Origin of the sequence: Pseudorhodoferax sp. Leaf267 (genome assembly GCF_001422405.1) — a bacterium.
Classification (GTDB): Bacteria; Pseudomonadota; Gammaproteobacteria; order Burkholderiales; family Burkholderiaceae_C; genus Pseudorhodoferax.
Genome location: NZ_LMMV01000001.1, coordinates 208,766 through 229,623 on the forward strand (window position 1 = coordinate 208,766; position 20,858 = coordinate 229,623).

Consider the following 20,858-nt stretch of genomic DNA (forward strand, 5'->3'; position numbering starts at 1 on the left):
AAGCCCATGGCCGGGGGGGTGTCGCCATGCTTATGGTTCGATCGCCAGACCGAGCAACGGGCGGCCCTGGTCGACCGTGCCCAGCAGCTTGGCGCCACCGGTCTTCAGGTCGATCAGGTACAGCCGCGCGCGCAGGTCGTCGGCCGTGCGGATCACCGCGAAGCCGGCATTGGAGACGTCGGCGATGTCGAACGAGGCGTCCCGCAGCTTGCCCAGGCCCAGCGGGCCCACGGTGCGCAGGTCGCCGGTGTTCGGCGACACCACGGGCGTCGTGCCTTCCAGCGAGCCCTGCATGGCCAGCACGCCCAGGTCGCGGTCGATGGCGTAGTTGGTCGTGATCTTCTCGTCGGTCTTGTTGTAGGTGTAGCCAGCGGCCACCACGGTCGGCTTCTTGCCGGCATTGGCGTCGCCCGCCACGTAGTGCAGGTCGCCATCGGCCTGCAGGCCCGGCATGTTCGGGTTGCCGTCCACGGCCGCGCCGGTCTCGGGGTGCAGGCGCAGGTTGAGCGTGGTGTCGCTGACCACGCGGATGCGGTCGGCTGCCGGGTTGAAGTCGAAACCAAAGGTGTTGCCCACCAGCGTGTAGCCCGCGCCCGTGCCGACCTTCTTGAGCTCGGCCGTGGCCGTGTCCAGCGTGTAGAGCTGGCCGCTTTGCGACAGCGTGTACAGCACGCCGCGCGACACGCGGAAGTCGATGCCCAGCAACTGTTCGCCGGCAGCCAGGCCCTTGACGGGCATGCGCGACAGCACGCGCTGCGGCTCGCCGGTGTTGAACTTGATGAGCTCGTTGGTCTCCGTCAGCCCGAATGCGATCTCCTTGCGCGGCGCGGCCGGCGGCTCGGACGTGGTGGCGCAGGCGGCCAGCAAGGCGGCGACGCCCAGCGCGAGGGTGGAGTGCAAGAGGCGGATCGAAGGCTTGGGCATGTTCATGTGCATTTCAGGTTGAGGGCCTGCAGGCCCGGGATTGTGGCAAGTGCGCCGGGCAGCCCGCCATGGCAGCCGGCGGCGGGGTCAAAAACTTTCCCAGTCTCCCTCGTCCGCGGTCGTGGCCTTGGCCTTGGGGGCGGGTGCGGCGCTCGGCCGTGGCGCAGGCCGGCTGGCAGGCAGGGCACTGCTGGCCGCGGGCGCCAGGGCAGGGGGCTTGCCCGGGCGTGCCGCCACACGGGGTGCGGGGCGCGCGGCCAGGGCCGCGGGCCGTGCGGGCGCCGGTGCCGGGCGTGGGGTCGGCCGTGGCGCCACGCGCGGCAGAGCGGCCAGGCCGGTGCCGAGCTTGAACACGGCCATGGCTTGCACCAGCTGGTCGGCCTGGGCACGCAGGCTGTCGGCTGCGGCAGCAGATTCCTCGACCAGCGCGGCGTTCTGCTGCGTGGTCTGGTCCATCTGGTTGATGGCCTGGCCGATCTGGGCCACGCCCGCGCTCTGCTCGCTGCTGGCCGCGCTGATCTCGCCCATGATGTCCGTCACGCGGCGGATGGCGGTGACCACCTCTTCCATCGTGCTGCCGGCCTCGTCGACCAGCGCCGTGCCCTGCTGCACGCGTTCCACGCTGGCGCCGATCAGGCTCTTGATCTCGCGCGCGGCCTCGGCCGAGCGGCCGGCCAGGCTGCGCACCTCGGTCGCCACGACGGCAAAGCCGCGCCCCTGCTCGCCGGCCCGTGCCGCCTCCACGGCAGCGTTCAGCGCCAGGATGTTGGTCTGGAAGGCGATGGAGTCGATCACGCCGATGATGTCGGCGATCTTGTCCGAGCTCTGGTGGATGCCCTTCATGGTGTCCACCACGCGCGCCACGACCTCACCGCCCTGCACGGCCACGGTGGAGGCGCTCACGGCCAGCGCATTGGCCTGGCGCGCGTTGTCGGCGTTCTGCTTCACGGTGGCGCTCAGTTGCTCCATGGACGCGGCCGTCTGCTGCAGCGCCGAAGCCTGTTCCTCGGTGCGGCCGGACAGGTCGTTGTTGCCCTGCGCGATCTCGGCGCTGGCCGTGGCCACGCCGTCGGCGTTGTGGCGCACGCCGGAGACCACGGTGCTCAGCTGCTGCTGCATGTCCTTGAGCGAGGTGAGCATGGTGGCGGCCTCGTCGCGGCCCTCGACGCGCGTGTCGTCGGTGAGGTCGCCATCGGCGATGCGCCGCGCCACCTGGCCGGCCTGGGCCAGCGGCTGCGTGATCGAGCGCGAGAGCAGGTAGGCGAACAGGGCGCCCAGCAGCACGGCCGCCACCCCGCAGGCGATCAACAGCGTCTTGCCCATGTCCGCGCCGGCCTCGGCGTTGCGCAGCGCGGCGTCGTACAGCTGCTGCTGGCGTTCCTCGAAGCGCACGATGGCCTGGTCGTAGCGTTCGGCCAGCGGCCGCAGCGTGGCGTTGAGCGCGGCCGAGACGTCGTCGCCGGCCAGGCGCTGCTTGAGCAGTGCGGCGCGCGGGCCGCGGTAGGCCTCGCGCTGCGCGTCGATGTCGGCGAGCAGGGCCTTCTCGTCCGCGGACGGGCTCAATTCCACCAGCCGGTTGCGCATGGTGGTCAGGTTGGCCGAGGTCTTGTCCATGGCCGCCTGCCAGGTGGCGATGCGCGCCGTGTCGGCCTCCAGCAGCGCGGCCTGCGTGCGCACCCAGTTGATGTCCACCGACAGGCGCCAGCGCGCGGCCAGCAGGAGCTTTTCGTGGTCCACCGTGGCCATGCTGCGCGTGGTCGCCGACAGCTCCTGCAGCCGCCAGACGCCGGCCGTGACGCAGGCCGCCAGGATCAACAGCACCAGGCCGAAGCCCAGGGCCAGCCGAGCGCCGATCCGCAGGTTGCGCAGGCCGCTCATGGCCGGGCTCCCGCGTGCGTGGCCGGGCAGGGGCGCACCAAAGACCGATGGGGTGACGACATGGCTCCTCCTTTGCGGCTCACAAGTGCCGCAAATAGTAGCATTCGGTCGTGAGGCGAACCAAAGTTACCTGTAATTTCGCTCATTCTTTGAGCGAAAAGAGAACTTTGTCCGCTGCGCGCTACTCGCTGGCCTGCGCGACTGTGCGGCTGGGCCAGCCGAACAGGCTGCGCAGCGCGCTGCGGTACTGCTCGTGGCCGCGGTCGATGGTGTTGTAGTGCGTGCCGCCGTCCACGGCCACGAAGGCCTTGGGCTCCTGCGCGGCCTCGTACAGCTTGCGGCCAATGTCGATCTTGATGAGCTGGTCGTCGGCGCCATGCACCACCAGCAGCGGCGAGCCGATGGCGCCCACCTTCTTCACCGATTCGAGCCGCTGCGTGATCAGCCAGCCGATCGGCAGCCAGCCCCATTTCATGCTGGCGGCCACCTCGGGGATGGACGTGAAGGTGCCCTCGACCAGCACGCCGCGCTCGTCGGGCACCTTGGCCGCCAGGTCGATCGCGATCGCGCCGCCCAGCGAATGGCCGAAGATGTAGCGCGGCCGGTCGGGGTGGCGCGCGGCCAGCCAGTCCCACGCGGCGCGCGCGTCCTCGAATGCGCGTTCTTCCGAGGGCAGCTCGCGCGTGCTCTTGCCGAAGCCCCGGTAGTCGATCGCCAGCACCGAGAAGCCCAGCGCCTGCATGCGCCGCATGCGCGGCGCCGAGCCGTTCACGTTCCAGCGTGCGCCGTGCAGGTACAGCAGCACCGGTGCGGGGCCGGGCTCGATGGCATCGGCCAGCGGGTCGGCCGGCAGCCAAAGGCCGTGCAGCTTGACGTGTTCGCCCGAGACCTTGGAGTCGAAGCCGATCCAGACCTCGTCCATGCCCTCTGCCATCTGGGCGCTGGCGCCCCAGCTGCGGTCGCCGGGCTGGAAGATCCAGTCGCGCTGGCGTTCGTCGAGGGCGCCACAGCCGGCCATGACACCGGCCAATGCCAAGGCCGAAAGGGCAGAGGTGAGCAGGGGGAGACGTCGCATGGCTTGCACAGACACCGGCAGGGGGCGATTAGTTCATTCGTGCGGGAAGTTAGCAGGAATGGGGCCAGCGAGTGTGGCGGGAATGTGCAGATTGGCAAGCGCGTGTAGCCGGCCGCCGGGGCGACGCGGCAGCGCGCCGGGCTGGCGCTGGCCCGTCCCGGGCGGCGTCAGCGGCCCCGCAGGAACAGCTGGTCCAGCTCCCGCACGCTGATCTGCCGCCAGGTGGGGCGGCCGTGGTTGCACTGGTCCGAGCGCTCGGTCGCCTCCATCTGGCGCAGCAGGCCGTTCATCTCTTCCGTCGTCAGGCGCCGGTTCGCGCGCACGGCGCCGTGGCAGGCCATGGTGGCGAGCAACTCGTTGCGCGCGCGCTCGATCACGCCGCTGGCGTCGTGCTGGGCCAGCTCGGCGAGCACGCTGCGCGCCAGCGCCACGGCGTCGCCATGGGCCAGGCTGCTCGGCACCGCGCGCACCGCCAGGGTGCGTGCCGAGAACGGCGCCACGTCCAGGCCCAGCACGGCCAGCGTGTCGGCGTGGGCTTCGGCCGTGGCCAGCTCGGTCGGGGTGGCGGCGAAGGTGGCGGGGATCAGCAGCGGCTGGCTGGCCAGGCTCTGCAGGTCGGCCTGCGCCTTCAGGCGCTCGTAGACGATGCGCTCGTGCGCGGCGTGCATGTCCACGATGACCAGGCCCTGGGTGTTCTCGGCCAGGATGTAGATGCCTTGCAGCTGCGCGAGCGCGCGGCCCAGCGGCCAGGTGGTGGGCTCGGGCTCGGACGCGGGCGCGACCGGGGCGGGTGCGGAGATGGCCCAGGGGGATGCAGGTGAGGACGCCGATGCGGCTGCGCGCTTTTCCAGCACCGGCACGGCGGCGCTCCACTGGGCCTGGCGCTCCGCCACGCGCCGGGCCTCGGCCGGGTCGAGGGCGGCGCCGGGCGCCCAGGGCGTGAACGCCGTGGCGGGCTCCTCGCGCTCGGCGAAGGCCATGGCGGGCTGCTGCCAGGCGGGCATGGGCGGCGCCACGGGCAGGGGCGCGGCCGGGGACGCAGCGGCCTGCAGCGCCGCGGCCGTGGCGCGCGGCACGGCCAGCGCGTGGTCCACGGCGCGGCGCACGGCCTGGTGCACTTCGCGGCTGTCGCGAAAGCGCACCTCGATCTTGGTCGGGTGCACGTTCACGTCCACGCGCGCCGGGTCCATCTCCACATACAGCGCATAGACGGGCTGGCGCTGGCCGTGCAGCACGTCCTCATAGGCGCTGCGGGCCGCGTGGCCCAGCACCTTGTCGCGCACGAAGCGGCCGTTGACGTAGGCGAACTGGTGGTCGCCGCGCGCGCGGGCGGCGTCGGGAATGCCGGCGCGGCCACGCACGCGGATGGCGGGGCCTCCGCCTTCGCGCTGGCTGGCCGAGGTGTAGTCCACGGCCACCGAGCGCTCGCAGAAGTCGTCGCCCAGCACGTCGCCCAGGCGCTGCAGCAGGCCGCTGTCGTCGCCATCGGCACAGGCGCGCCATTGCTCGACGAGCTTGCCCTCGTGCCAGATGGCAAAGCCCACGTCGGGCCGGGCCAGGGCATGGCGGCGCACGGCCTCGATGCAGTGGGCCAGCTCGGTGGCGTCGGTCTTGAGGAACTTTCGGCGGGCCGGGGTGCTGAAGAACAGCTCCTTGACCTCGACGGTGGTGCCGACGGCGCGGGCCACGGGCTTGATCTCGCCCGTGCGGCCGTCCAGCAGCATGGCGTGGGGCTGGTCGGCCGGGCGCGAGGAGACGGCCATGTCCGACACCGAGTTGATGGCCGCCAGCGCCTCGCCGCGAAAGCCCATGGTGCCCACGGTTTCCAGGTCGTGCAGGTTGGCGATCTTGCTCGTGGCATGGCGCTTGAGCGCCAGCGGCAGGTCGGCCGCGGCCATGCCCATCCCGTCGTCCTCCACCGCGATCAGGCGCACGCCGCCGGCCAGCAGGCGCAGCGTGATCTGGCGCGCGCCGGCGTCCAGCGCGTTGTCCACCAGTTCGCGCACGACGGAGGCCGGGCGCTCGACGACCTCGCCGGCCGCGATCTGGCTGATGAGTTCGTCGGGCAGTTCGCGGATTTGGCGTTTCGATTCAGTCATGTCAGGGGTCCATGACGCCGCGCACCACCCGCAGCCGATGGAACGGGAGCCAACGCAGAACCAGAGGCCGCGGAGCAGGCCATGCCAGGGCACCCGCGAAACTGGCTCTGTCAGGCCGCTGGGTGCGCCCCCCTCGCGCAGCAGAGGGGGGTTGGCGTAGCGCGTAGCGCGGAGACTGGGGGGTGTTCATCTCAAGTACGTGCCGCAGGCGGCGCAGAAGGTGTCGGTCGGCGCCACGGCGTTGGCGCATTGCGGGCATTGCAGGGGCGCCGGGCCGGCGTCGGCCTGGGGGGCTTGGACCACGTCGGCAGGCGCCGCGGCAGGGGCCGCAGCCGTTGCCGCCGCACCAGCCGCTGCCGCGCGCGCGCGATCGGCCACCTGCTGCGCCTTGGCCTGGGCCTGCTCCTGCATGGCGCGTGCCTTGTGGCGCGCGTAGTCCAGGTGGGCGTCCACGTCGGCCTGTTCGGACGCCAGGTCCAGCCCGTCCAATGCGCGCAGGTAGACGGTGCTGGCACCGCGCAGGTAGACCAGGCCGGGCAGCGTGAACGCGGCCGCGAACAGCACGCCGCCACCGAAGCCTGCCGCCGTGGCATGCGCACCGGCGCTGCCCATGCCGAAGCTGCCCATGCCACCCAGCGCCATGCTGTCCAGATTGCCCAGGATCGGTGCCGAGACGCCAGCCGTGACGGCGACGCCCGCGAACAGGATGGCGCCGATCAGCAGGCCGACCATGGTCGCGATCAATGCCACGGCCAGCATGAGCACCAGCACCATCATGAGGCGCCGCCGCGCGATGGCGATGAGCTGGCTCACGCATTCACGTGCCGTGGCGCCGGCCCAGACCGACGGCGCCGACAGCGGGAACACCACCGTGGGCAACGCGAACAGTGCCACGCCGGACAGCACGACCGCGATCGGGAACACGGCCGTGTACAGCAGCGGGCCGAGCAGCGGGATCTTGCACAGCAGCAGCACCACCACCAGCACGATGAGACCGGCCAGATACAGCGCGCCGAGCCACGCGTAGACCAGCAGCAGCCGGTGCGAGCTGGCCAGCGAATGCGCCACGGCGTCCACGATGGGGCGCGAGGGCAAGCCCTGGGCCTCATCCATCAGCATCATGCCGACGGCGTTGGCGCCGTAGAACACGACCGCATAGGCGGCCAGGGCGAACAGTGCGACGAAGGCATAGCTGATGCCGGACAGCAGGGTGCCCAGGCCCATCACCAGGCCCGCGGCCACGAGCGTGATGAGCAGCAGCACCACGGCGCGCCAGTTGCGCATGGCGTCGATGCTGTCCAGCAGCGTGCTGCTGTCCTTGATCTGTTGCGAAAGCATGGATCTCCCTGTTCAACCTGGATGGGGCCGCTGGATGCGCACCGTGGTGCTCAGCCGCCGTTGATGTTGTTGCGTTCGTAGTCGCGGCGCTGGCGCTCTTCCTCGCGCAGGCGCTGGCAGGTCGGATGGCCCTGGAATTCTCCCTTGAAGCACTGGATGCTGAGGCAAAAGGGCTTTGTGAAGGCGCTGTTGCCCGCGCAGGCCGCGTCCGGGCTCTGCGCGGCGACGGGGGCCGGCGCGGCGGCCGGCACCCTGGAGCGGGCCGGGGCCGGGCGCGGTGCCGGCGGGGGCGCGGCCTCCGGTGCCGATGCCGGTGCGGCCACGGAAGGCGCCGGCTCTTCGTCCTGCGGTGTGGCCTGCGGCTCAGCGGCGCTGGCTGCGCTCGCGGGGCGTGCGGGCGTGCGGGCCTGCGCCTGGGACGCCTGCGCCGAGACGCCTTGGGCAACCGGCGCACTGGCGGGCTCGGCGGCCGGCGCCTGCGAGGCGGCGGGAGCGGGCGGAGTAGCCACCGGCCTCTCGTCGGGCAGAAACTCCTCGGCGGGCTCGCGCGCCGCCGGGGCCGGCGCGGGGCCGGCGCGCTGCAGCCACCAGGCCAGGGCCGCGGCCAGCAGCGCGATCAGCAGCAAGGCGACCACCAGGGGCGTGCGCCGGGACGGGGCTGCTGCCGCGGTCGCCTCTTGCGCAGGGGCGGGATGTGGCGGCGCTGCGGGCACGGCCGCGGGCGGCAGCGGGGCAGCCGGTGCCACGGCCGCCATCGCCATGCCGCAGGACCGGCAGAACCTGGCCTGGGCGCTGTTCGGCTTGCCGCAGGCCGTGCAGAAGACCGGCGCCGTGGCAGCCACAGGTGGTGCGGGCGGGGTGGCAGGCGCGCTGGGCAGCGGCGTCGCGCATTTCTTGCAAAACCTGGCGACAGGCCTGTTCTCGGTGCCACAGGTCGGGCAGGGTCTGGACATGGGGGAAAAGCCTCGGGTGGTCTTGGAGGACTCCGGGTCGTGGGCCGGCACCTGGGCCTGGCCGCGTCGAAGCGAGCGCCATGCTAGCAAATGTCGCCGCCGAATCCGGCCAGCCGCCCAGCTTGTCACAAGCCCTTGCAAGTGCCCCACCGATAATGCCGCGCATGGAAATTGTCAGCTTCTTGATCGACTTCATCCTCCACGTGGACCAGCACCTGGAGACCTTCGTGCGCAACTACGGAACCTGGGTCTATGCCCTGCTGTTCCTGATCGTCTTCGTCGAAACCGGCGTCGTGGTCATGCCCTTCCTGCCCGGCGATTCGCTGCTGTTCGTGGTCGGCGCGCTGTGCGGCATCGGCCTCATGAGCCTGCCCATCGCCATGACCGTGCTGATCGTGGCCGCCATCCTGGGCGACCAGTGCAACTACAGCATCGGGCGCTACTTCGGCCCCAAGGTCTTCCAGTGGGAGGACTCGCGCTTCTTCAACAAGAAAGCCTTCGACCAGGCCCATGCCTTCTACGAGCGCTATGGCGGCATCACCATCATCCTGGCGCGCTTCATGCCCTTCATCCGCACCTTCGCGCCCTTCGTGGCCGGCGTGGCCGCCATGGGCCGCGTGAAGTTCACGTCGTACAACGTGATCGGTGCGCTGATCTGGGTGCTGGGCATCTGCACCGCTGGCTACTTCCTGGGGGGGCTGCCCTGGGTCAAGGCCAACCTGGACAAGATCATCTGGGCCATGATCTTCATCCCCGGCGCACTGGCCATCTTCGGCGCCTGGCGCGCCAAGAAGCAGGCCGAGCGCGAGGGCGCCGCCGCGTCCTGATCCCCGTCGCCACCCCTGCCCGAGACGGCGGCACAGACCGCCACAAGGAGACCAGCAGATGAACGCACCGCAGGCGCTGACGCGCTGGAGCAACCCCGGCTCCAGCCGCGTGCCGTTCTGGGCCTACACCGACCCTGCGCTCTACCAGCGCGAGCTCGACCGCATCTTCTACGGCCGGCATTGGTCCTACGTGGGCCTGGCGGTGGAGATCCCGAACGTCGGCGACTTCAAGCTCACCGCCATCGGCGAGCGCCAGGTGATCCTGGTGCGCGACCGCGTAGCGCCGCGCGAGCGGGCCACCGACGACGGCATCCGCGTCCTGGAAAACCGCTGCGCGCACCGCGGCGTGCGCTTTTGCCAGCAGCCGCACGGCAACGCACGCAGCTTCGTCTGCCCTTACCACCAATGGACCTACAAGCTCAATGGCGAGCTGGCCGGCCTGCCGTTCAAAGACGGGGTGAAGGCGCAGGAGTCAGGCGGCGAGTGCGTGCAGGGCGGCATGCCGGCCGATTTCGACATGGGTGCGCACGGTCTCACGCGGCTCAAGGTCGCCACCGTGCACGGGCTGGTGTTCGCCAGCTTCGACTACGGCGTGGAGCCGCTGACCGACTACCTGGGCCCGGCCGTCATGCCCTGGCTGGACCGCATCTTCCAGGGCCGCACGCTCACGCTGCTGGGCACCAACCGCCAGCGCATCCCGGGCAACTGGAAATTGATGATGGAGAACATCAAGGACCCGTACCACCCGGGCCTGCTGCACACCTGGTTCGTCACCTTCGGCCTGTGGCGTGCCGACCAGAAGAGCCGCATGGTGATGGACGCGCAGGGCCGCCATGCCGTGATGGTCTCGCGCCGCAACGAGGCGGCGCCGGCCGCCGCTGCGGTCACGGCCGGTGTCACCTCGTTCAAGGCCGGCATGACGCTGCACGACGACCGCCTGCTCGACGTCGTGCCCGAGCCCTGGTGGACCATCCCCGACCCGGCCCAGCCGGGTGCGCAGATCACCCCGACCGTGACCATGCTGACCCTGTTCCCCGGCCTGATCGTGCAGCAGCAGGTGAACTCGCTGAGCACGCGCCAGATCGTGCCGCGCGGGCCGGGCAGCTTCGATTTCGTGTGGACGCATTTCGGCTTTGCAGACGACACGCCCGAGATGACGCGCCGCCGCCTGCGCCAGGCCAACCTGTTCGGCCCGGCCGGCTTCGTGAGCGCCGACGACGGCGAGGTGATCGAGCTGAGCCAGGCCGGCTTTCGGCAATGGGGCGAGGGCGGCGAGACGCTGTGCGAGCTGGGCGGCACCGGGACCGAGGCGACGGAGCACATGGTCACGGAGACGCTGATCCGCAGCATGTATGCGTACTGGAAGAAGATCGTCGAGCCATGAGCCCTGTCGAAACGCTGCTGCTGCACCACGAGATCGACCAGCTCAACGCGGCCTATGCCGCAGCGCTGGACGAAGCGCGCTTCGACGCCTGGCCCGACTTCTTCATCCCGGAAGGCCGCTACACCGTGCAGGCCCGCGAAAACCACGCACGCGGCTTGCCGCTGGCGCTGATCGCGCTGGAGAGCCAGGGCATGCTGCGCGACCGCGTCTACGGCGTCACGCAGACCATCTACCACGCGCCGTACTACATGCGCCATGTCGTGAGCCCGGCCCAGGTGCTGGGGCACGGCGACGACGGCACGGTGCGCGCGCAAGCGCACTACGCCGTGTTCCGCACCAGGCCTGGTGACGTGAGCGAGGTCTACAATGTGGGCCGCTACATCGACGAGATCGTGCGCACGGATGCCGGCTTGCGCTTCAAGAGCCGGCTGTGCGTCTACGACAGCGAGATGGTGCTGAACTCGCTGATCTACCCGGTGTGAGCACCGCCGGGCCGCCCGAAGGTGCTTGCCCCGTAGCCGACGGCGGCGGCACTCCGTGGTCGGTCTGGTCCATGATGGCGGCCTTGTCGCCACCCATCGAAAGGACCTCGCCATGCCAAGCTCTCACATCCGTTACGCCGCCGCGGCCCTCGTCGCCGGCGCCGGACTCACGCTGGCGCTGATGCCCGCAGCGCAATCGCAGATCCGCGCGAACCCCAGCTTCCAGGCGGTCGGCGTCTCCGCCAGCGGCACGACCAGCACCGCCTGGTTCCACGACCCCTCCACGGGCCGCGCCATCGCCTGCCAGACCACGGCCGGGGGCGCAGGGGGCCCCTCGGGCATCAACTGCGTGGCCACCAAACTCCCTCAAGAAGGCTCGTAGGCCAGCGCGCGAAACAAGGCAGGGCTTATTCGAGGACACCCGCGGAACTGGCTCTGCCAGGCCGCTGGGTGTGCCCCCCCTTCGCGCAGCAGAAGGGGGGAGCGGCGAAGCCGCCCGGGGGTTGCTCTCTAGTACTCCCAGAAGACCCGCTGCAGGTCCGCCGAGCTCAGCGGCTTGGTCAGCGCCACCATGGCCAGGATGCGGGCTTTTTGCGGGTTCAGGTCGTGCGCGACGACCCAGTCGTACTTGTCGTCGGGCTGCTCGGCATTGCGCAGCACGAAGCCGCCGGGCACGCGTGCGCTGCGGATCACCTGCACGCCATCGGCGCGCAGCTTCTGCAGCGTGGGCACGACGCGGTCGGCCACCGAACCATTGCCGGTGCCGGCGTGGATGATGGCCTTGGAGCCCTTGCCGATGGCCTCGTAGCTGGAAGCCGGCACGCTGCCGTAGCCATAGGCGATGTCGACCTGCGGCAGCGCCGTGATCTCGTCGATGTTGAACTCCGACTGCGCGGTGTGGCGCTTGACCGGGGCGCGGAACCAGTAGTTCTTGCCCTCGACGATCATGCCCAGCGCGCCCCACTGGCTCTTGAAGGCTTCGGTCTTGATGTTGATCGACTTGCTGACGTCGCGCCCGCTGTTGATCTCGTCGTTCATCGTGACCAGCACGCCCTTGCCCATGGCGTCCTTGCTGGCGGCCACGTTCACGGCGTCGTACAGGTTCAGCGCACCGTCGGCCGACAGGGCCGTGCCGGGGCGCATGGAGCCCACCACCACGATGGGCTTGGTGGTGCGCACCACCAGGTTCAGGAAGTAGGCGGTCTCCTCCAGCGTGTCGGTGCCATGCGTGACGACGATGCCGTCCACGTCACCTTGCTTGGACAGCGCCGAGACGCGCTTGGCCAGCGTCAGCAGGTTGTCGTTGGTGAAGCTCTCCGAGGCGATCTGGAACACCTGCTCGCCCTTGACGTTGGCGACCTTGGAGATCTCCGGCAGGCCGGCGATCAGCTTGTCGACCGGCACCTTGGCCGCGGCATAGGTGGCGCTGTTGGCGGCCGAGGCGCCGGCACCGGCGATGGTGCCGCCCGTGGCCAGGATCACGACATTGGGCAGTTGCTGTGCGTAGGCGAGCGCACTGGCCGTCAGCAGGGCGGCGCCGGCCGCGAAGGCGCGGAAGCGGGGAGACAAATACATGAGGAAGCTCCAGATATTTTGGGTTTTTGCCCGGTTCCATCGGCAAGGCATGCGCGCCGTCTTTTGGTGCGCCGACCACGTCATGGGCCGCAAGCGCGCAGGAAGATACAGGAACCGTGCCCGATTGCACATTGGGCGGCATGCCGTGTCCGCATGCCGTGATGCAAGCACGCGGCAGCACAATGAACGCTCCTTCCTGCGCTGGGTCGCACACACAATGTGTTTCGATTTCGACGTCGCCGTCCAGGCCCCGTTCCGCATTCAGCCCGGCCTGCGCCGGCTGCCACCGGGGGCCGGCCAACTGACTCCGGTGGTTCCCGGCAGCTCCCATCTGCGCGAGAAACTGGCCGTGCTGACGGCGCACGCCGACCAGGCCTTGTGCCGCGCGGCCGGCTTCGACCCCCAGCCGGCGCTGGACGCGCTGTGCCGGCACGCGGCCACAGAGCACCCGTCTGCCTGGATCTGGGATGGCCGCCAGGCCCGAGCGCCCGCATTGGGGCTGGCCGTGGTTGACGGCCAGGTTCGCGCGCTTCACCCCCTCCCTTGCGGCGAAGCCCGGCATTGCCTGCAGGCGCTGCCGGCCGACTGGCGGCTGGCCGGGCTGCTGAGCCTGGCCTTCGCAGAAGACTTCGCAGTCCTGGATGCGCGCGACACGCGCGTCCCCTGGCTGGCGGTGGCGCTGCCCTCGCACTGGGCACCGGAACAAAAAGTCGGCCGCACGTTCGCCGAAGTGCATGCGCCGGTGGCCGACAACGCTTTGCTGGTCGGTGCAGCCGAGGCGCTGTCGCGGCTGGTGGCGGGCGAGCAGCGCTGGGAGCGCTTCGTCTGGACCATCACGCCGCACGGCCGCCTGCATGCGCACCCGCAGCGCGTGCCGCCGGACCGCTGGGCCGGTGTGGCCGTGGGCGATGCCTGGTGGCGCACCGAACGCCAGACCTTCATCCCGGTGCCGGGCCGGCAGCAGGCCGTGTTCACGATCCGGGTCGACCTGCAGCCGCTGGCCGAGGCCATCGACACGCCCCAGCGTGCCACGCGCCTGCACGACGCGCTGGCCAGCATGAGCCCGGCCGTGCTGGGCTACCGCGGGCTCACGCCGGTGCGCGCCGACCTGCTGGCCTGGCTGGTGGCGCGGCGCTGAGCATCAATTGCCCCAGCGCAGCACCAGCGGATCGAGCCGCCGCGCCGTCTCCAGCAGTCCCTTGCGCACCTCAGGGTGCATGCCCGGCCAGGGGCTGCGCGGCGCATCACACTGGATCACGCCACCTTCCAGCATCAGCGCCTTCGCCGCCAGGAAGCCGGCCTGCCGGTTTTCGTAGTTGATGAGCGGCAGCCAGCGCTGGTACTGCGCGATCGCCTCTTCGCGCTGGCCGGCCATGTACGGGTCCATGATCTGGCGGATGCCGTCGGGGTAGCCACCACCCGTCATCGCGCCCGTGGCACCCGCATCCAGGTCGGGGATCAGCGTGATCGCCTCCTCGCCGTCCCACGGCCCTTCGATCGCGTCGCCGCCGAGCCGGATCAACTCGCGCAGCTTGCTCGCCGCACCCGCCGTCTCGATCTTGAAGTAGGCGAGGTGCTCGATCTCCTGCGCCATGCGCGCCAGGAACGCGGCCGACAGCGGCGTACCGGCGGCCGGCGCGTCCTGCACCATGATGGGAATGTCGATGGCGTCCGACAGCGCGGCGTAGAACGCGTGGATCTGCGGCTCGCCCACGCGGAAGGTGGCGCCGTGGTAGGGCGGCATCACCATGACCATGGCCGCGCCCATGTCCTGCGCGCGGCGGCTGCGCTCGGCGCAGACCTTGGTGGCGAAGTGCGTGGTGGTCACGATCACCGGCACGCGGCCGGCCACGTGCTCCAGCACCGTGCGCGTGAGTAGTTCGCGCTCGTCGTCCGCGATCAGGAACTGCTCGGAGAAGTTCGCCAGGATGCACAGGCCGTGCGAGCCGGCGTCGATCATGAAATCGACGCAGCGCTTCTGGCTCTGCAGATCGAGCCGGCCGTCCTCGAAGAAGGTCGTGGGCACGACCGGGAACACGCCGCGGTAGCGGGCTTGGGGCATGGCATTTCTCCTAGTGGGTGGGTGCGCGCGCCGTGATGAAGCGCTGCAGGATGCAGAACACGAACAGCAGCGCGCCGACGACGATGCGCGTCCACCACGAACTGAGCGTGCCGTCGAAGGCGATCAGCGTCTGGATGATCCCCAGCATCAGCACGCCGAACAGCGTGCCGGCCAGGTAGCCCACGCCACCGGACAGCAGCGTGCCGCCGATCACCACGGCCGCGATCGCGTCCAGCTCCAGCCCCAGCGCATGCAGGCCGTAGCCCGACAGCATGTAGAACGTGAACAGCACGCCAGCCAGTGCCGAGCACAGGCCCGACAGCGCGTACACGCCGACCAGGGTGCGCCGCACCGGCAGCCCCATGAGCCGCGCCGACTGCTCGTTGCCGCCAATCGCATAGACCGTGCGGCCGAAGGGTGTCCAGTGCGCGACGAAGATCGCCAGCGTCAGCACCGCGAGCGCAATCACCGCAGACAGCGACAGAGAGGTCTCGCCGGGCAGCGGGATGCGGATCTGCGCCAGGTCCGAGTAGGCCTCGTTCGTGATGCTGATCGAGTCGATGCTGATCAGGTAGCACAGCCCGCGCGCGAGGAACATGCCGGCCAGTGTGACGATGAAGGGCTGCAGCCGGAAGCGCTCGATCAACAGCCCCATGAAGCCACCGAACAGCGTGCCCATCACCAGCACCAGCGGGATGGTGGCGTATGGGCTCCAGCCGTGCCGCTCCACCAGCGCGGCCGAGACCATGGTGGTGAGCGCGATGACCGAGCCCACCGACAGGTCGATGCCGCCGGTGAGGATCACGAAGCTCATGCCGATGGCCACCACCAGCACGAAGGCGTTGTCGATCAGCAGGTTCAGGAACACCTGGGCCGAGAACAGGCCGTCGTAGCGCAGGCCGCCCAGCGTGGCCACGGCCACGAACAGCGACACGGTGGCGGCCAGCGGCAGGTACTTCGGGTCCAGGCGCTTCACCGGGGCGCCTCCACCGGCCGCACGGCCAGGGTGCGCAACATGGCGCGGAACTCGGCCGACTGCAGCAGCATGACCGCGAACACCACCACGGCCTTGACCACCAGGTTGATCTCGGGCGGCACGCCCAGCGAGTAGATCGCATAGGTCAGCGTCTGGATGATCAGCGCGCCGATCACGCTGCCCACCAGGCTGAAGCGCCCGCCGGTCAGCAGCGTGCCGCCCAGCGTCACGGCCAGGATCGCATCGAGCTCCAGCAGCTGGCCGGCGTTGTTGGCGTCGGCGCTCTTGATGTTGGAGCTGATCAACAGTCCCGCCAGCCCGGCGCACAGGCCGCAGACCACGTAGGCCCCCAGGATCAGACGCCGGGCCTGCACGCCCGCCACGCGCGCGGCCGTGGGGTTGATGCCGACCGACTGGATGAACAAGCCCAGCGCACTGCGCGTGGCCGCGAGGTACAGCAGGCCGAACACGGCCGCGACCACGAACACGGAGAACGGCAGCCCGAGCAGGTAGCCGCCACCCAGGAAGAAAAAGGGCTTGTGGTAGACCGTGAGGATCTGCCCGTCGGTGATCAGCTGCGCGATGCCGCGGCCGGCCACCATCAGGATCAGCGTGGCGATGATGGGCTGCATGCCCACGCCGGCGACCAGCACGCCGTTCCACAGGCCGCTAACCAGCGCGATGCCCAGCGCCGCCGCGATCGCCAGCGGCAGGCCGAAGCGCGCCGTGCCGTCCACATTGCCGCCAATGGCCCAGGCCGCCACGGCCGCGCTGATGGCGACCACGGCGCCGACCGAGATGTCGATGCCACGCGTGGCGATCACCAGCGTCATGCCCAGCGAGACCAGGATCAGCGGTGCGGCGCGGTTCAGGATGTCGATCAGACTGCCGTAGAGGTGCCCCTCGCGCCACTCGATGCGCAGGAAGTCGGGGTTGAAGGCGGCGTTGACGGCCAGCAGGATGGCCAGCGTGACCAGGGGCCAGGCCAGGCGGTGCTGGAACAGCTTCATCAGGCGTGCTCCGCCGCGATCATGGCGTACACGTCGTCCTCGGTGCTGCCCGCCGGCAGCTCCCCCACCTTGCGCCGGTCCCGCAGCACCACGATGCGGTGCGCCACGCGCACCACCTCGGCGATCTCCGACGAGATGAACACCACCGCCATGCCGGCCTGGGCCAGCTGCAGGATCTGCTCCATGATTTCCTGCTTGGCCGCCACGTCGATGCCACGCGTGGGCTCGTCCAGGATCAGCAGGCGCGGGGCCGTCGCCAGCCAGCGGGCGATCACGGCCTTTTGCTGGTTGCCGCCCGAGAGCAGGCCGATGGGCGTTTCCACGCTGGCGGTCTTGATGCCCAGCTGGGCGACGAAGCGCTCGGCCAGCCGCGTCTGCTCGGCGTGCGACAAAAACTTGCGCACACCCATGCGCGCCTGCAGCGCCAGCGCGATGTTCTCGCGCACCGAGAGTTCGGCCACGATGCCGTCGGTCTTGCGCTCCTCGGGGCACAGGGCCAGGCCGGCCGCAATCGCGTCGGACGGGCTGGCGAAACGCACCATCTGGCCGTCGATCTGCAGCGTGCCGCGGTCGGGCGTCTCCAGGCCGAACAACAATCGCGCCAGTTCGGTGCGGCCCGCGCCCAGCAGGCCGGCCAGGCCCACGACTTCGCCGGCGCGCACCTGCAGGTCGAGCGGCTGCAACTGGGTGGACTGGCCCAGGCCTTCGGCGCGCAGCAGCGGTGCAGCCACCATGTCTGCCACCGGGGGCGGCGCCGTGCGGGCCTGCGCGGCGGCCAGCTCGCGGCCGAGCATGGCGGCGATGAGCTTTGGCGCCGGCAACTCGGCCACCGGCCACTCACCCACCCAGCCGCCATTGCGCAGCACCGTGATGCGGTCGGACACGGCGTAGACCTGGTTCATGAAGTGCGTGACGAAGACGATGGCCAGGCCCTCGTCGCGCAGCTGGCGCAGCACGCCAAACAGCTTGCGCACCTCGTCGTCGTCCAGGCTGGAGGTGGGCTCGTCGAGGATCAGCACCTGCGCCTTGACACCGAGCGCGCGGCCGATGGCCACCATCTGCTGCACGGCCACCGGGTAGCTGGACAGCAGCCGCGTGACGTCGATCGCGAGGCCAATGCGCGCCAGCAGCGCGCGCGCCTGGGTGTGCACCGCGGCCCAGTCGATGCGCAGCCCGCGCTTGGGATAACGCCCGGCGAACATGTTCTCGGCCACCGACAGGTTGGGGCACAGGTTCACCTCCTGGTAGACCGTGCTGATGCCCAGTTGCTGCGCGGCGATCGGCGAGTCGGGCCGAACCACCTGGCCGCCCAAACGAATCTCTCCTGCGCTGGCCGGGAACACGCCCGTCAGCACCTTGATCAGCGTGGACTTGCCCGCGCCGTTCTGGCCCATCAGCGCATGGATCTCGCCGGGGTGGAGCGTGAGCTGCACATCGCGCAGCACCTCGATGTCGCCGAAGCGCTTGGTCACTCCGGCAAGCTGCAAAACAGGCGTCATGCCTTGTTCTTGTGGTACACGTCGATGAACACCGCCGCCAGCAGCACCAGCCCCTTGATGACCTGCTGGTAGTCGATGCCGATGCCCAGGATGGACATCCCGTTGTTCATCACGCCCATGATGAATGCGCCGATGACAGCGCCCATGACCTTGCCCACACCGCCCGAGGCCGAGGCCCCACCGATGAAGCAGGCCGCGATCACGTCCAGCTCGAAGCCCAGGCCGGCCTTGGGCGTGGCGGTGTTGAGCCGCGCCGCGAACACCAGGCCCGCCAGCGCGGCCAGCACGCCCATGTTCACGAAGGTCAAAAAGCTCAACCGCTTCGTGTCGATGCCCGACAGCCGCGCGGCCTTCTCGTTGCCGCCCAGCGCGTACACGCGCCGGCCGATGGTGGTGCGCCGCGTGACGAAGTCGAACAGCAGGATCAAGAGCGCCATCACCACCAGTACGTTGGGCAGGCCGCGGTAGGAGGCCAGCAGCCACGAGAAGCCGATCAGCAGCGCGGCGAACACGACCGTCTTCGCCACGAAGAAGCCACCCGGCTCGCTGGTGATGCCATGCGCGCGCTGGCGCTGGCGTGCGCGCCAGCCGGTCCAGGCGAACAGCAGCGCGGCGGCGATGCCTAGCAGCAGCGTGAAGATGCGCAGGTTCTGCTGGCCCGGCGTGGGCGGCGCGGCGAAGGGGTCGGGGATGAAGCCCGAACTCAGGCCCTGAAACACCTCGGGAAACGGCCCCACCGATTGCCCGGCCAGCAGCGCCAGCGCCAGGCCCTTGAACACCAGCATGCCGGCCAGCGTCACGATGAACGACGGAATGCGCGCGTAGGCCACGAACCAGCCCTGCGCCGCGCCGATCACGCCGCCGCACAGCAGGCAGGCCAGCGTGGCCGGCACCACGTGCCAATCGTGCTGCACCATCAGCACCGCTGCCAGCGCGCCGACGAAGCCGCAGACCGAGCCCACCGACAAATCGATGTGGCCGGCCACGATGACCAGCAGCATGCCCAGCGCCATGATCACGATGTAACTGTTCTGCAGCACCAGGTTGGTCAGGTTCAGCGGCTGCATCAGCGTGCCGTCGGTCATGACCTGGAAGAACACCATGATCGCCACGAGGCTCAGCAACATGCCGTACTCGCGGAAGTTGTGGCGCAGGTAGCTGCCCAGGGTGGGCGCTGCCGGGGCGTTCTTCGTGGTGGGAGCGGGGAGGGTGTCTTCTGTCATGTCTGCACTTCTTCTTTTTGTGGCGCATGCGCCTTGAGGATCGCGGCCATGATGCGTTCCTGCGAAGCCTCGGCCGTGGGCATCTCGGCCACGAAGCGGCCTTCGTTCATCACGTAGATGCGGTCGGAGATGCCCAGCAGCTCTGGCATCTCGGACGAGATCACGATCACGCAGCGGCCCTGCGATGCAAGCTCGGCGATCAGCGCATAGATCTCGTACTTGGCGCCCACGTCGATGCCGCGCGTGGGCTCGTCCAGGATCAGCAGCCTGGGCTCGGTGAACAGCCACTTGCCCAGCACCACCTTCTGCTGGTTGCCGCCTGAGAGGTTCAGCGTTTTCTGCTGCACGTTGGGCGTACGGATGCGCATGGACTTGCGGTAGCGCTCCGCTACCGCATGTTCCTGCTCATTGGAGATCACGCCCGCGCGCGAGACGCCCGGCAGGTTGGCCAGCGAGGTGTTGAACTGGATGCTCTCGTCCAACACCAGGCCCGCGCCCTTGCGGTCCTCCGTCACGTAGGCCAGGCCGTGCGCGATGGCCTTGCCGACGGTGGACACATCGACCTCGGCACCTTCCATCAGCACCTGGCCGCGCACCTGCCGGCCCCAGCTGCGGCCGAACACGCTCATCGCGAACTCGGTGCGACCAGAGCCCATCAGCCCGGCGATGCCGACCACCTCGCCGTGGCGCACGTTCAGATTAAGGTCCTTGAGGAAATCGCGGTCCGGGTGCTCCGGGTGCCGGGCCGACCAGTTGCGCACCTCGAAGCCCACGGCGCCGATCTTGGGTGCGCGTGGCGGGTAACGGTCCGCCATGGCCCGGCCTACCATGCCGCGGATCACGCGGTCTTCGCTGACGGGCTGGCCCTGGCAGTCGATGGTCTCCACGCTGGAGCCGTCGCGCAGGATGGTGACCGAGTCGGCCACGCGCGCGATCTCGTTCAACTTGTGCGAGATCAGAATGCAGGTGATGCCCTGCGCGCGCAGGCCGATCAACAGGTCCAGCAGGGCCTGGCTGTCGTTCTCGTTGAGGCTGGCCGTGGGCTCGTCCAGGATCAACAGCCTGACCTTCTTCGACAGCGCCTTGGCGATCTCGACCAGCTGCTGCTTGCCCATGCCCAGGTCGCCCACCGGCGCCTCGGGCGATTCGCGCAGGCCTACCTTCGTCAGCAGCGCCTGCGTGCGCCGGTGCGCTTCGATCCAGTCGATCACGCCGCGCTCGGCCACCTCGTTGCCCAGGAAGATGTTCTCGGCAATCGAGAGCATGGGCACCAGCGCCAACTCCTGGTGGATGATGATGATGCCGGCGCGCTCGCTGTCGTGGATGCCGCCGAAGCGCTGCAGCTCTCCGTCGTAGACGATCTCGCCCTCGTACTCGCCAAGCGGGTAGACGCCCGACAGCACCTTCATGAGCGTGGACTTGCCCGCGCCGTTCTCGCCCACGAGCGCGTGGATCTCCCCTTCGCGGATGTCGAGGTCGACCCGGTCCAGCGCCACGACGCCGGGGAAGGTCTTGCGGATCGCCCGCATCTCCAGCAGCGTGGTCATCGCAGC

Annotated in this window: 18 protein-coding genes; 5 read left to right on the forward strand and 13 right to left on the reverse strand. The window is 69.8% G+C overall.

All coding sequences use genetic code 11. From position 1 onward, the window contains the following. Window positions 1–30 precede the first annotated feature (30 nt). From ASF43_RS01005 to ASF43_RS01030, 6 genes are all read right to left on the reverse strand, one after another. The gene (locus ASF43_RS01005) at window positions 31–924 is read right to left on the reverse strand and encodes a DUF4394 domain-containing protein (protein WP_056177959.1); all 894 of its coding nucleotides are present in this window, start codon (window positions 922–924) and stop codon (window positions 31–33) included. 87 nt (window positions 925–1,011) lie between these two features. Next, entirely contained in the window at window positions 1,012–2,802 is a 1,791-nt protein-coding gene (locus ASF43_RS01010) for a methyl-accepting chemotaxis protein (RefSeq protein WP_056175449.1), read from the reverse strand. A gap of 181 nt (window positions 2,803–2,983) precedes the next feature. Then, the gene (locus ASF43_RS01015; RefSeq protein WP_056175452.1) at window positions 2,984–3,877 is read right to left on the reverse strand and encodes an alpha/beta hydrolase; all 894 of its coding nucleotides are present in this window, start codon (window positions 3,875–3,877) and stop codon (window positions 2,984–2,986) included. Between the two features lie 167 nt (window positions 3,878–4,044). After that, the gene (mutL, locus tag ASF43_RS01020) at window positions 4,045–5,976 is read right to left on the reverse strand and encodes a DNA mismatch repair endonuclease MutL (RefSeq protein ID WP_056175456.1); all 1,932 of its coding nucleotides are present in this window, start codon (window positions 5,974–5,976) and stop codon (window positions 4,045–4,047) included. 186 nt (window positions 5,977–6,162) lie between these two features. After that, on the reverse strand, window positions 6,163–7,314 hold the full coding sequence (locus ASF43_RS01025; RefSeq protein ID WP_056175459.1) for a zinc ribbon domain-containing protein: 1,152 nt from the start codon (window positions 7,312–7,314) through the stop codon (window positions 6,163–6,165). Window positions 7,315–7,364: 50 nt separating this feature from the next. Beyond that, window positions 7,365–8,267, reverse strand: a complete 903-nt coding sequence (locus ASF43_RS01030) for a zinc ribbon domain-containing protein (protein ID WP_082497531.1) — start codon at window positions 8,265–8,267, stop codon at window positions 7,365–7,367. 164 nt (window positions 8,268–8,431) lie between these two features. Here ASF43_RS01030 and ASF43_RS01035 point away from each other — a divergent pair, with 164 nt between their 5' ends. The 4 genes from ASF43_RS01035 to ASF43_RS30310 all read left to right on the forward strand — a co-directional run bounded on the left by ASF43_RS01035 (window position 8,432) and on the right by ASF43_RS30310 (window position 11,342). Beyond that, entirely contained in the window at window positions 8,432–9,094 is a 663-nt protein-coding gene (locus ASF43_RS01035) for a DedA family protein (protein ID WP_056177962.1), read from the forward strand. 58 nt (window positions 9,095–9,152) lie between these two features. Then, window positions 9,153–10,478, forward strand: a complete 1,326-nt coding sequence (locus ASF43_RS01040) for an aromatic ring-hydroxylating dioxygenase subunit alpha (protein ID WP_056175464.1) — start codon at window positions 9,153–9,155, stop codon at window positions 10,476–10,478. Continuing rightward, window positions 10,475–10,960: an aromatic-ring-hydroxylating dioxygenase subunit beta gene (locus ASF43_RS01045; protein WP_056175467.1), complete on the forward strand. Its 486-nt coding sequence runs from the start codon at window positions 10,475–10,477 to the stop codon at window positions 10,958–10,960. The genes ASF43_RS01040 and ASF43_RS01045 overlap by 4 nt, the downstream gene beginning before the upstream one ends. Window positions 10,961–11,072: 112 nt before the next feature. Then, complete coding sequence (locus ASF43_RS30310; RefSeq protein ID WP_156373086.1) at window positions 11,073–11,342, forward strand: hypothetical protein; 270 nt, start codon at window positions 11,073–11,075, stop codon at window positions 11,340–11,342. Between the two features lie 128 nt (window positions 11,343–11,470). On the opposite strand, the gene ASF43_RS01055 is transcribed toward ASF43_RS30310, so the two are convergent. Then, window positions 11,471–12,535 (reverse strand): type II asparaginase, encoded by a 1,065-nt coding sequence (locus ASF43_RS01055; protein WP_056175473.1) that lies wholly within the window; start codon window positions 12,533–12,535, stop codon window positions 11,471–11,473. 217 nt (window positions 12,536–12,752) lie between these two features. On the opposite strand from ASF43_RS01055, the gene ASF43_RS01060 reads away from it, so the two are divergent. Further along, window positions 12,753–13,673 carry a heme-dependent oxidative N-demethylase subunit alpha family protein gene (locus ASF43_RS01060; RefSeq protein ID WP_056175476.1) on the forward strand — a complete coding sequence of 307 codons (921 nt, stop codon included), beginning with the start codon at window positions 12,753–12,755 and terminating at the stop codon, window positions 13,671–13,673. 3 nt (window positions 13,674–13,676) lie between these two features. Here ASF43_RS01060 and ASF43_RS01065 read toward each other — a convergent pair whose 3' ends face one another. From ASF43_RS01065 to mmsA, 6 genes are read right to left on the reverse strand one after another with little or no spacing between them, the layout of a single operon-like run. Further along, on the reverse strand, window positions 13,677–14,597 hold the full coding sequence (locus ASF43_RS01065; protein WP_056175479.1) for a dihydrodipicolinate synthase family protein: 921 nt from the start codon (window positions 14,595–14,597) through the stop codon (window positions 13,677–13,679). Between the two features lie 10 nt (window positions 14,598–14,607). Next, window positions 14,608–15,573, reverse strand: a complete 966-nt coding sequence (gene yjfF, locus ASF43_RS01070; protein ID WP_056175482.1) for a galactofuranose ABC transporter, permease protein YjfF — start codon at window positions 15,571–15,573, stop codon at window positions 14,608–14,610. Further along, window positions 15,570–16,583 carry an ABC transporter permease gene (locus tag ASF43_RS01075; RefSeq protein WP_056175485.1) on the reverse strand — a complete coding sequence of 338 codons (1,014 nt, stop codon included), beginning with the start codon at window positions 16,581–16,583 and terminating at the stop codon, window positions 15,570–15,572. The genes yjfF and ASF43_RS01075 overlap by 4 nt, the downstream gene beginning before the upstream one ends. After that, the gene (locus ASF43_RS01080) at window positions 16,583–18,082 is read right to left on the reverse strand and encodes a sugar ABC transporter ATP-binding protein (protein WP_056175488.1); all 1,500 of its coding nucleotides are present in this window, start codon (window positions 18,080–18,082) and stop codon (window positions 16,583–16,585) included. Before ASF43_RS01080 ends, ASF43_RS01075 begins: the two co-directional genes overlap by 1 nt. Beyond that, the gene (gene mmsB, locus ASF43_RS01085) at window positions 18,079–19,305 is read right to left on the reverse strand and encodes a multiple monosaccharide ABC transporter permease (RefSeq protein WP_056175491.1); all 1,227 of its coding nucleotides are present in this window, start codon (window positions 19,303–19,305) and stop codon (window positions 18,079–18,081) included. Before mmsB ends, ASF43_RS01080 begins: the two co-directional genes overlap by 4 nt. Next, on the reverse strand, window positions 19,302–20,852 hold the full coding sequence (mmsA, locus tag ASF43_RS01090) for a multiple monosaccharide ABC transporter ATP-binding protein (RefSeq protein WP_056175494.1): 1,551 nt from the start codon (window positions 20,850–20,852) through the stop codon (window positions 19,302–19,304). The genes mmsB and mmsA overlap by 4 nt, the downstream gene beginning before the upstream one ends. Window positions 20,853–20,858: the final 6 nt, after the last annotated feature.

What these genes read in the sequence shown, in the direction of transcription:
- ASF43_RS01045 (WP_056175467.1), top strand. Translation starts at nt 10,475, where the DNA reads ATGAGCCCTGTCGAAACGCTGCTGCTGCACCACGAGATCGACCAGCTC.
- mmsB (WP_056175491.1), bottom strand. Translation starts at nt 19,305, where the DNA reads ATGACAGAAGACACCCTCCCCGCTCCCACCACGAAGAACGCCCCGGCA.
- ASF43_RS01040 (WP_056175464.1), top strand. Translation starts at nt 9,153, where the DNA reads ATGAACGCACCGCAGGCGCTGACGCGCTGGAGCAACCCCGGCTCCAGC.
- mmsA (WP_056175494.1), bottom strand. Translation starts at nt 20,852, where the DNA reads ATGACCACGCTGCTGGAGATGCGGGCGATCCGCAAGACCTTCCCCGGC.
- ASF43_RS01005 (WP_056177959.1), bottom strand. Translation starts at nt 924, where the DNA reads ATGCCCAAGCCTTCGATCCGCCTCTTGCACTCCACCCTCGCGCTGGGC.
- ASF43_RS01055 (WP_056175473.1), bottom strand. Translation starts at nt 12,535, where the DNA reads ATGTATTTGTCTCCCCGCTTCCGCGCCTTCGCGGCCGGCGCCGCCCTG.
- ASF43_RS01010 (WP_056175449.1), bottom strand. Translation starts at nt 2,802, where the DNA reads ATGAGCGGCCTGCGCAACCTGCGGATCGGCGCTCGGCTGGCCCTGGGC.
- ASF43_RS01030 (WP_082497531.1), bottom strand. Translation starts at nt 8,267, where the DNA reads ATGTCCAGACCCTGCCCGACCTGTGGCACCGAGAACAGGCCTGTCGCC.
- ASF43_RS01025 (WP_056175459.1), bottom strand. Translation starts at nt 7,314, where the DNA reads ATGCTTTCGCAACAGATCAAGGACAGCAGCACGCTGCTGGACAGCATC.
- ASF43_RS01015 (WP_056175452.1), bottom strand. Translation starts at nt 3,877, where the DNA reads ATGCGACGTCTCCCCCTGCTCACCTCTGCCCTTTCGGCCTTGGCATTG.
- ASF43_RS01060 (WP_056175476.1), top strand. Translation starts at nt 12,753, where the DNA reads ATGTGTTTCGATTTCGACGTCGCCGTCCAGGCCCCGTTCCGCATTCAG.
- ASF43_RS01065 (WP_056175479.1), bottom strand. Translation starts at nt 14,597, where the DNA reads ATGCCCCAAGCCCGCTACCGCGGCGTGTTCCCGGTCGTGCCCACGACC.
- mutL (WP_056175456.1), bottom strand. Translation starts at nt 5,976, where the DNA reads ATGACTGAATCGAAACGCCAAATCCGCGAACTGCCCGACGAACTCATC.
- ASF43_RS01075 (WP_056175485.1), bottom strand. Translation starts at nt 16,583, where the DNA reads ATGAAGCTGTTCCAGCACCGCCTGGCCTGGCCCCTGGTCACGCTGGCC.
- ASF43_RS01035 (WP_056177962.1), top strand. Translation starts at nt 8,432, where the DNA reads ATGGAAATTGTCAGCTTCTTGATCGACTTCATCCTCCACGTGGACCAG.
- ASF43_RS30310 (WP_156373086.1), top strand. Translation starts at nt 11,073, where the DNA reads ATGCCAAGCTCTCACATCCGTTACGCCGCCGCGGCCCTCGTCGCCGGC.
- ASF43_RS01080 (WP_056175488.1), bottom strand. Translation starts at nt 18,082, where the DNA reads ATGACGCCTGTTTTGCAGCTTGCCGGAGTGACCAAGCGCTTCGGCGAC.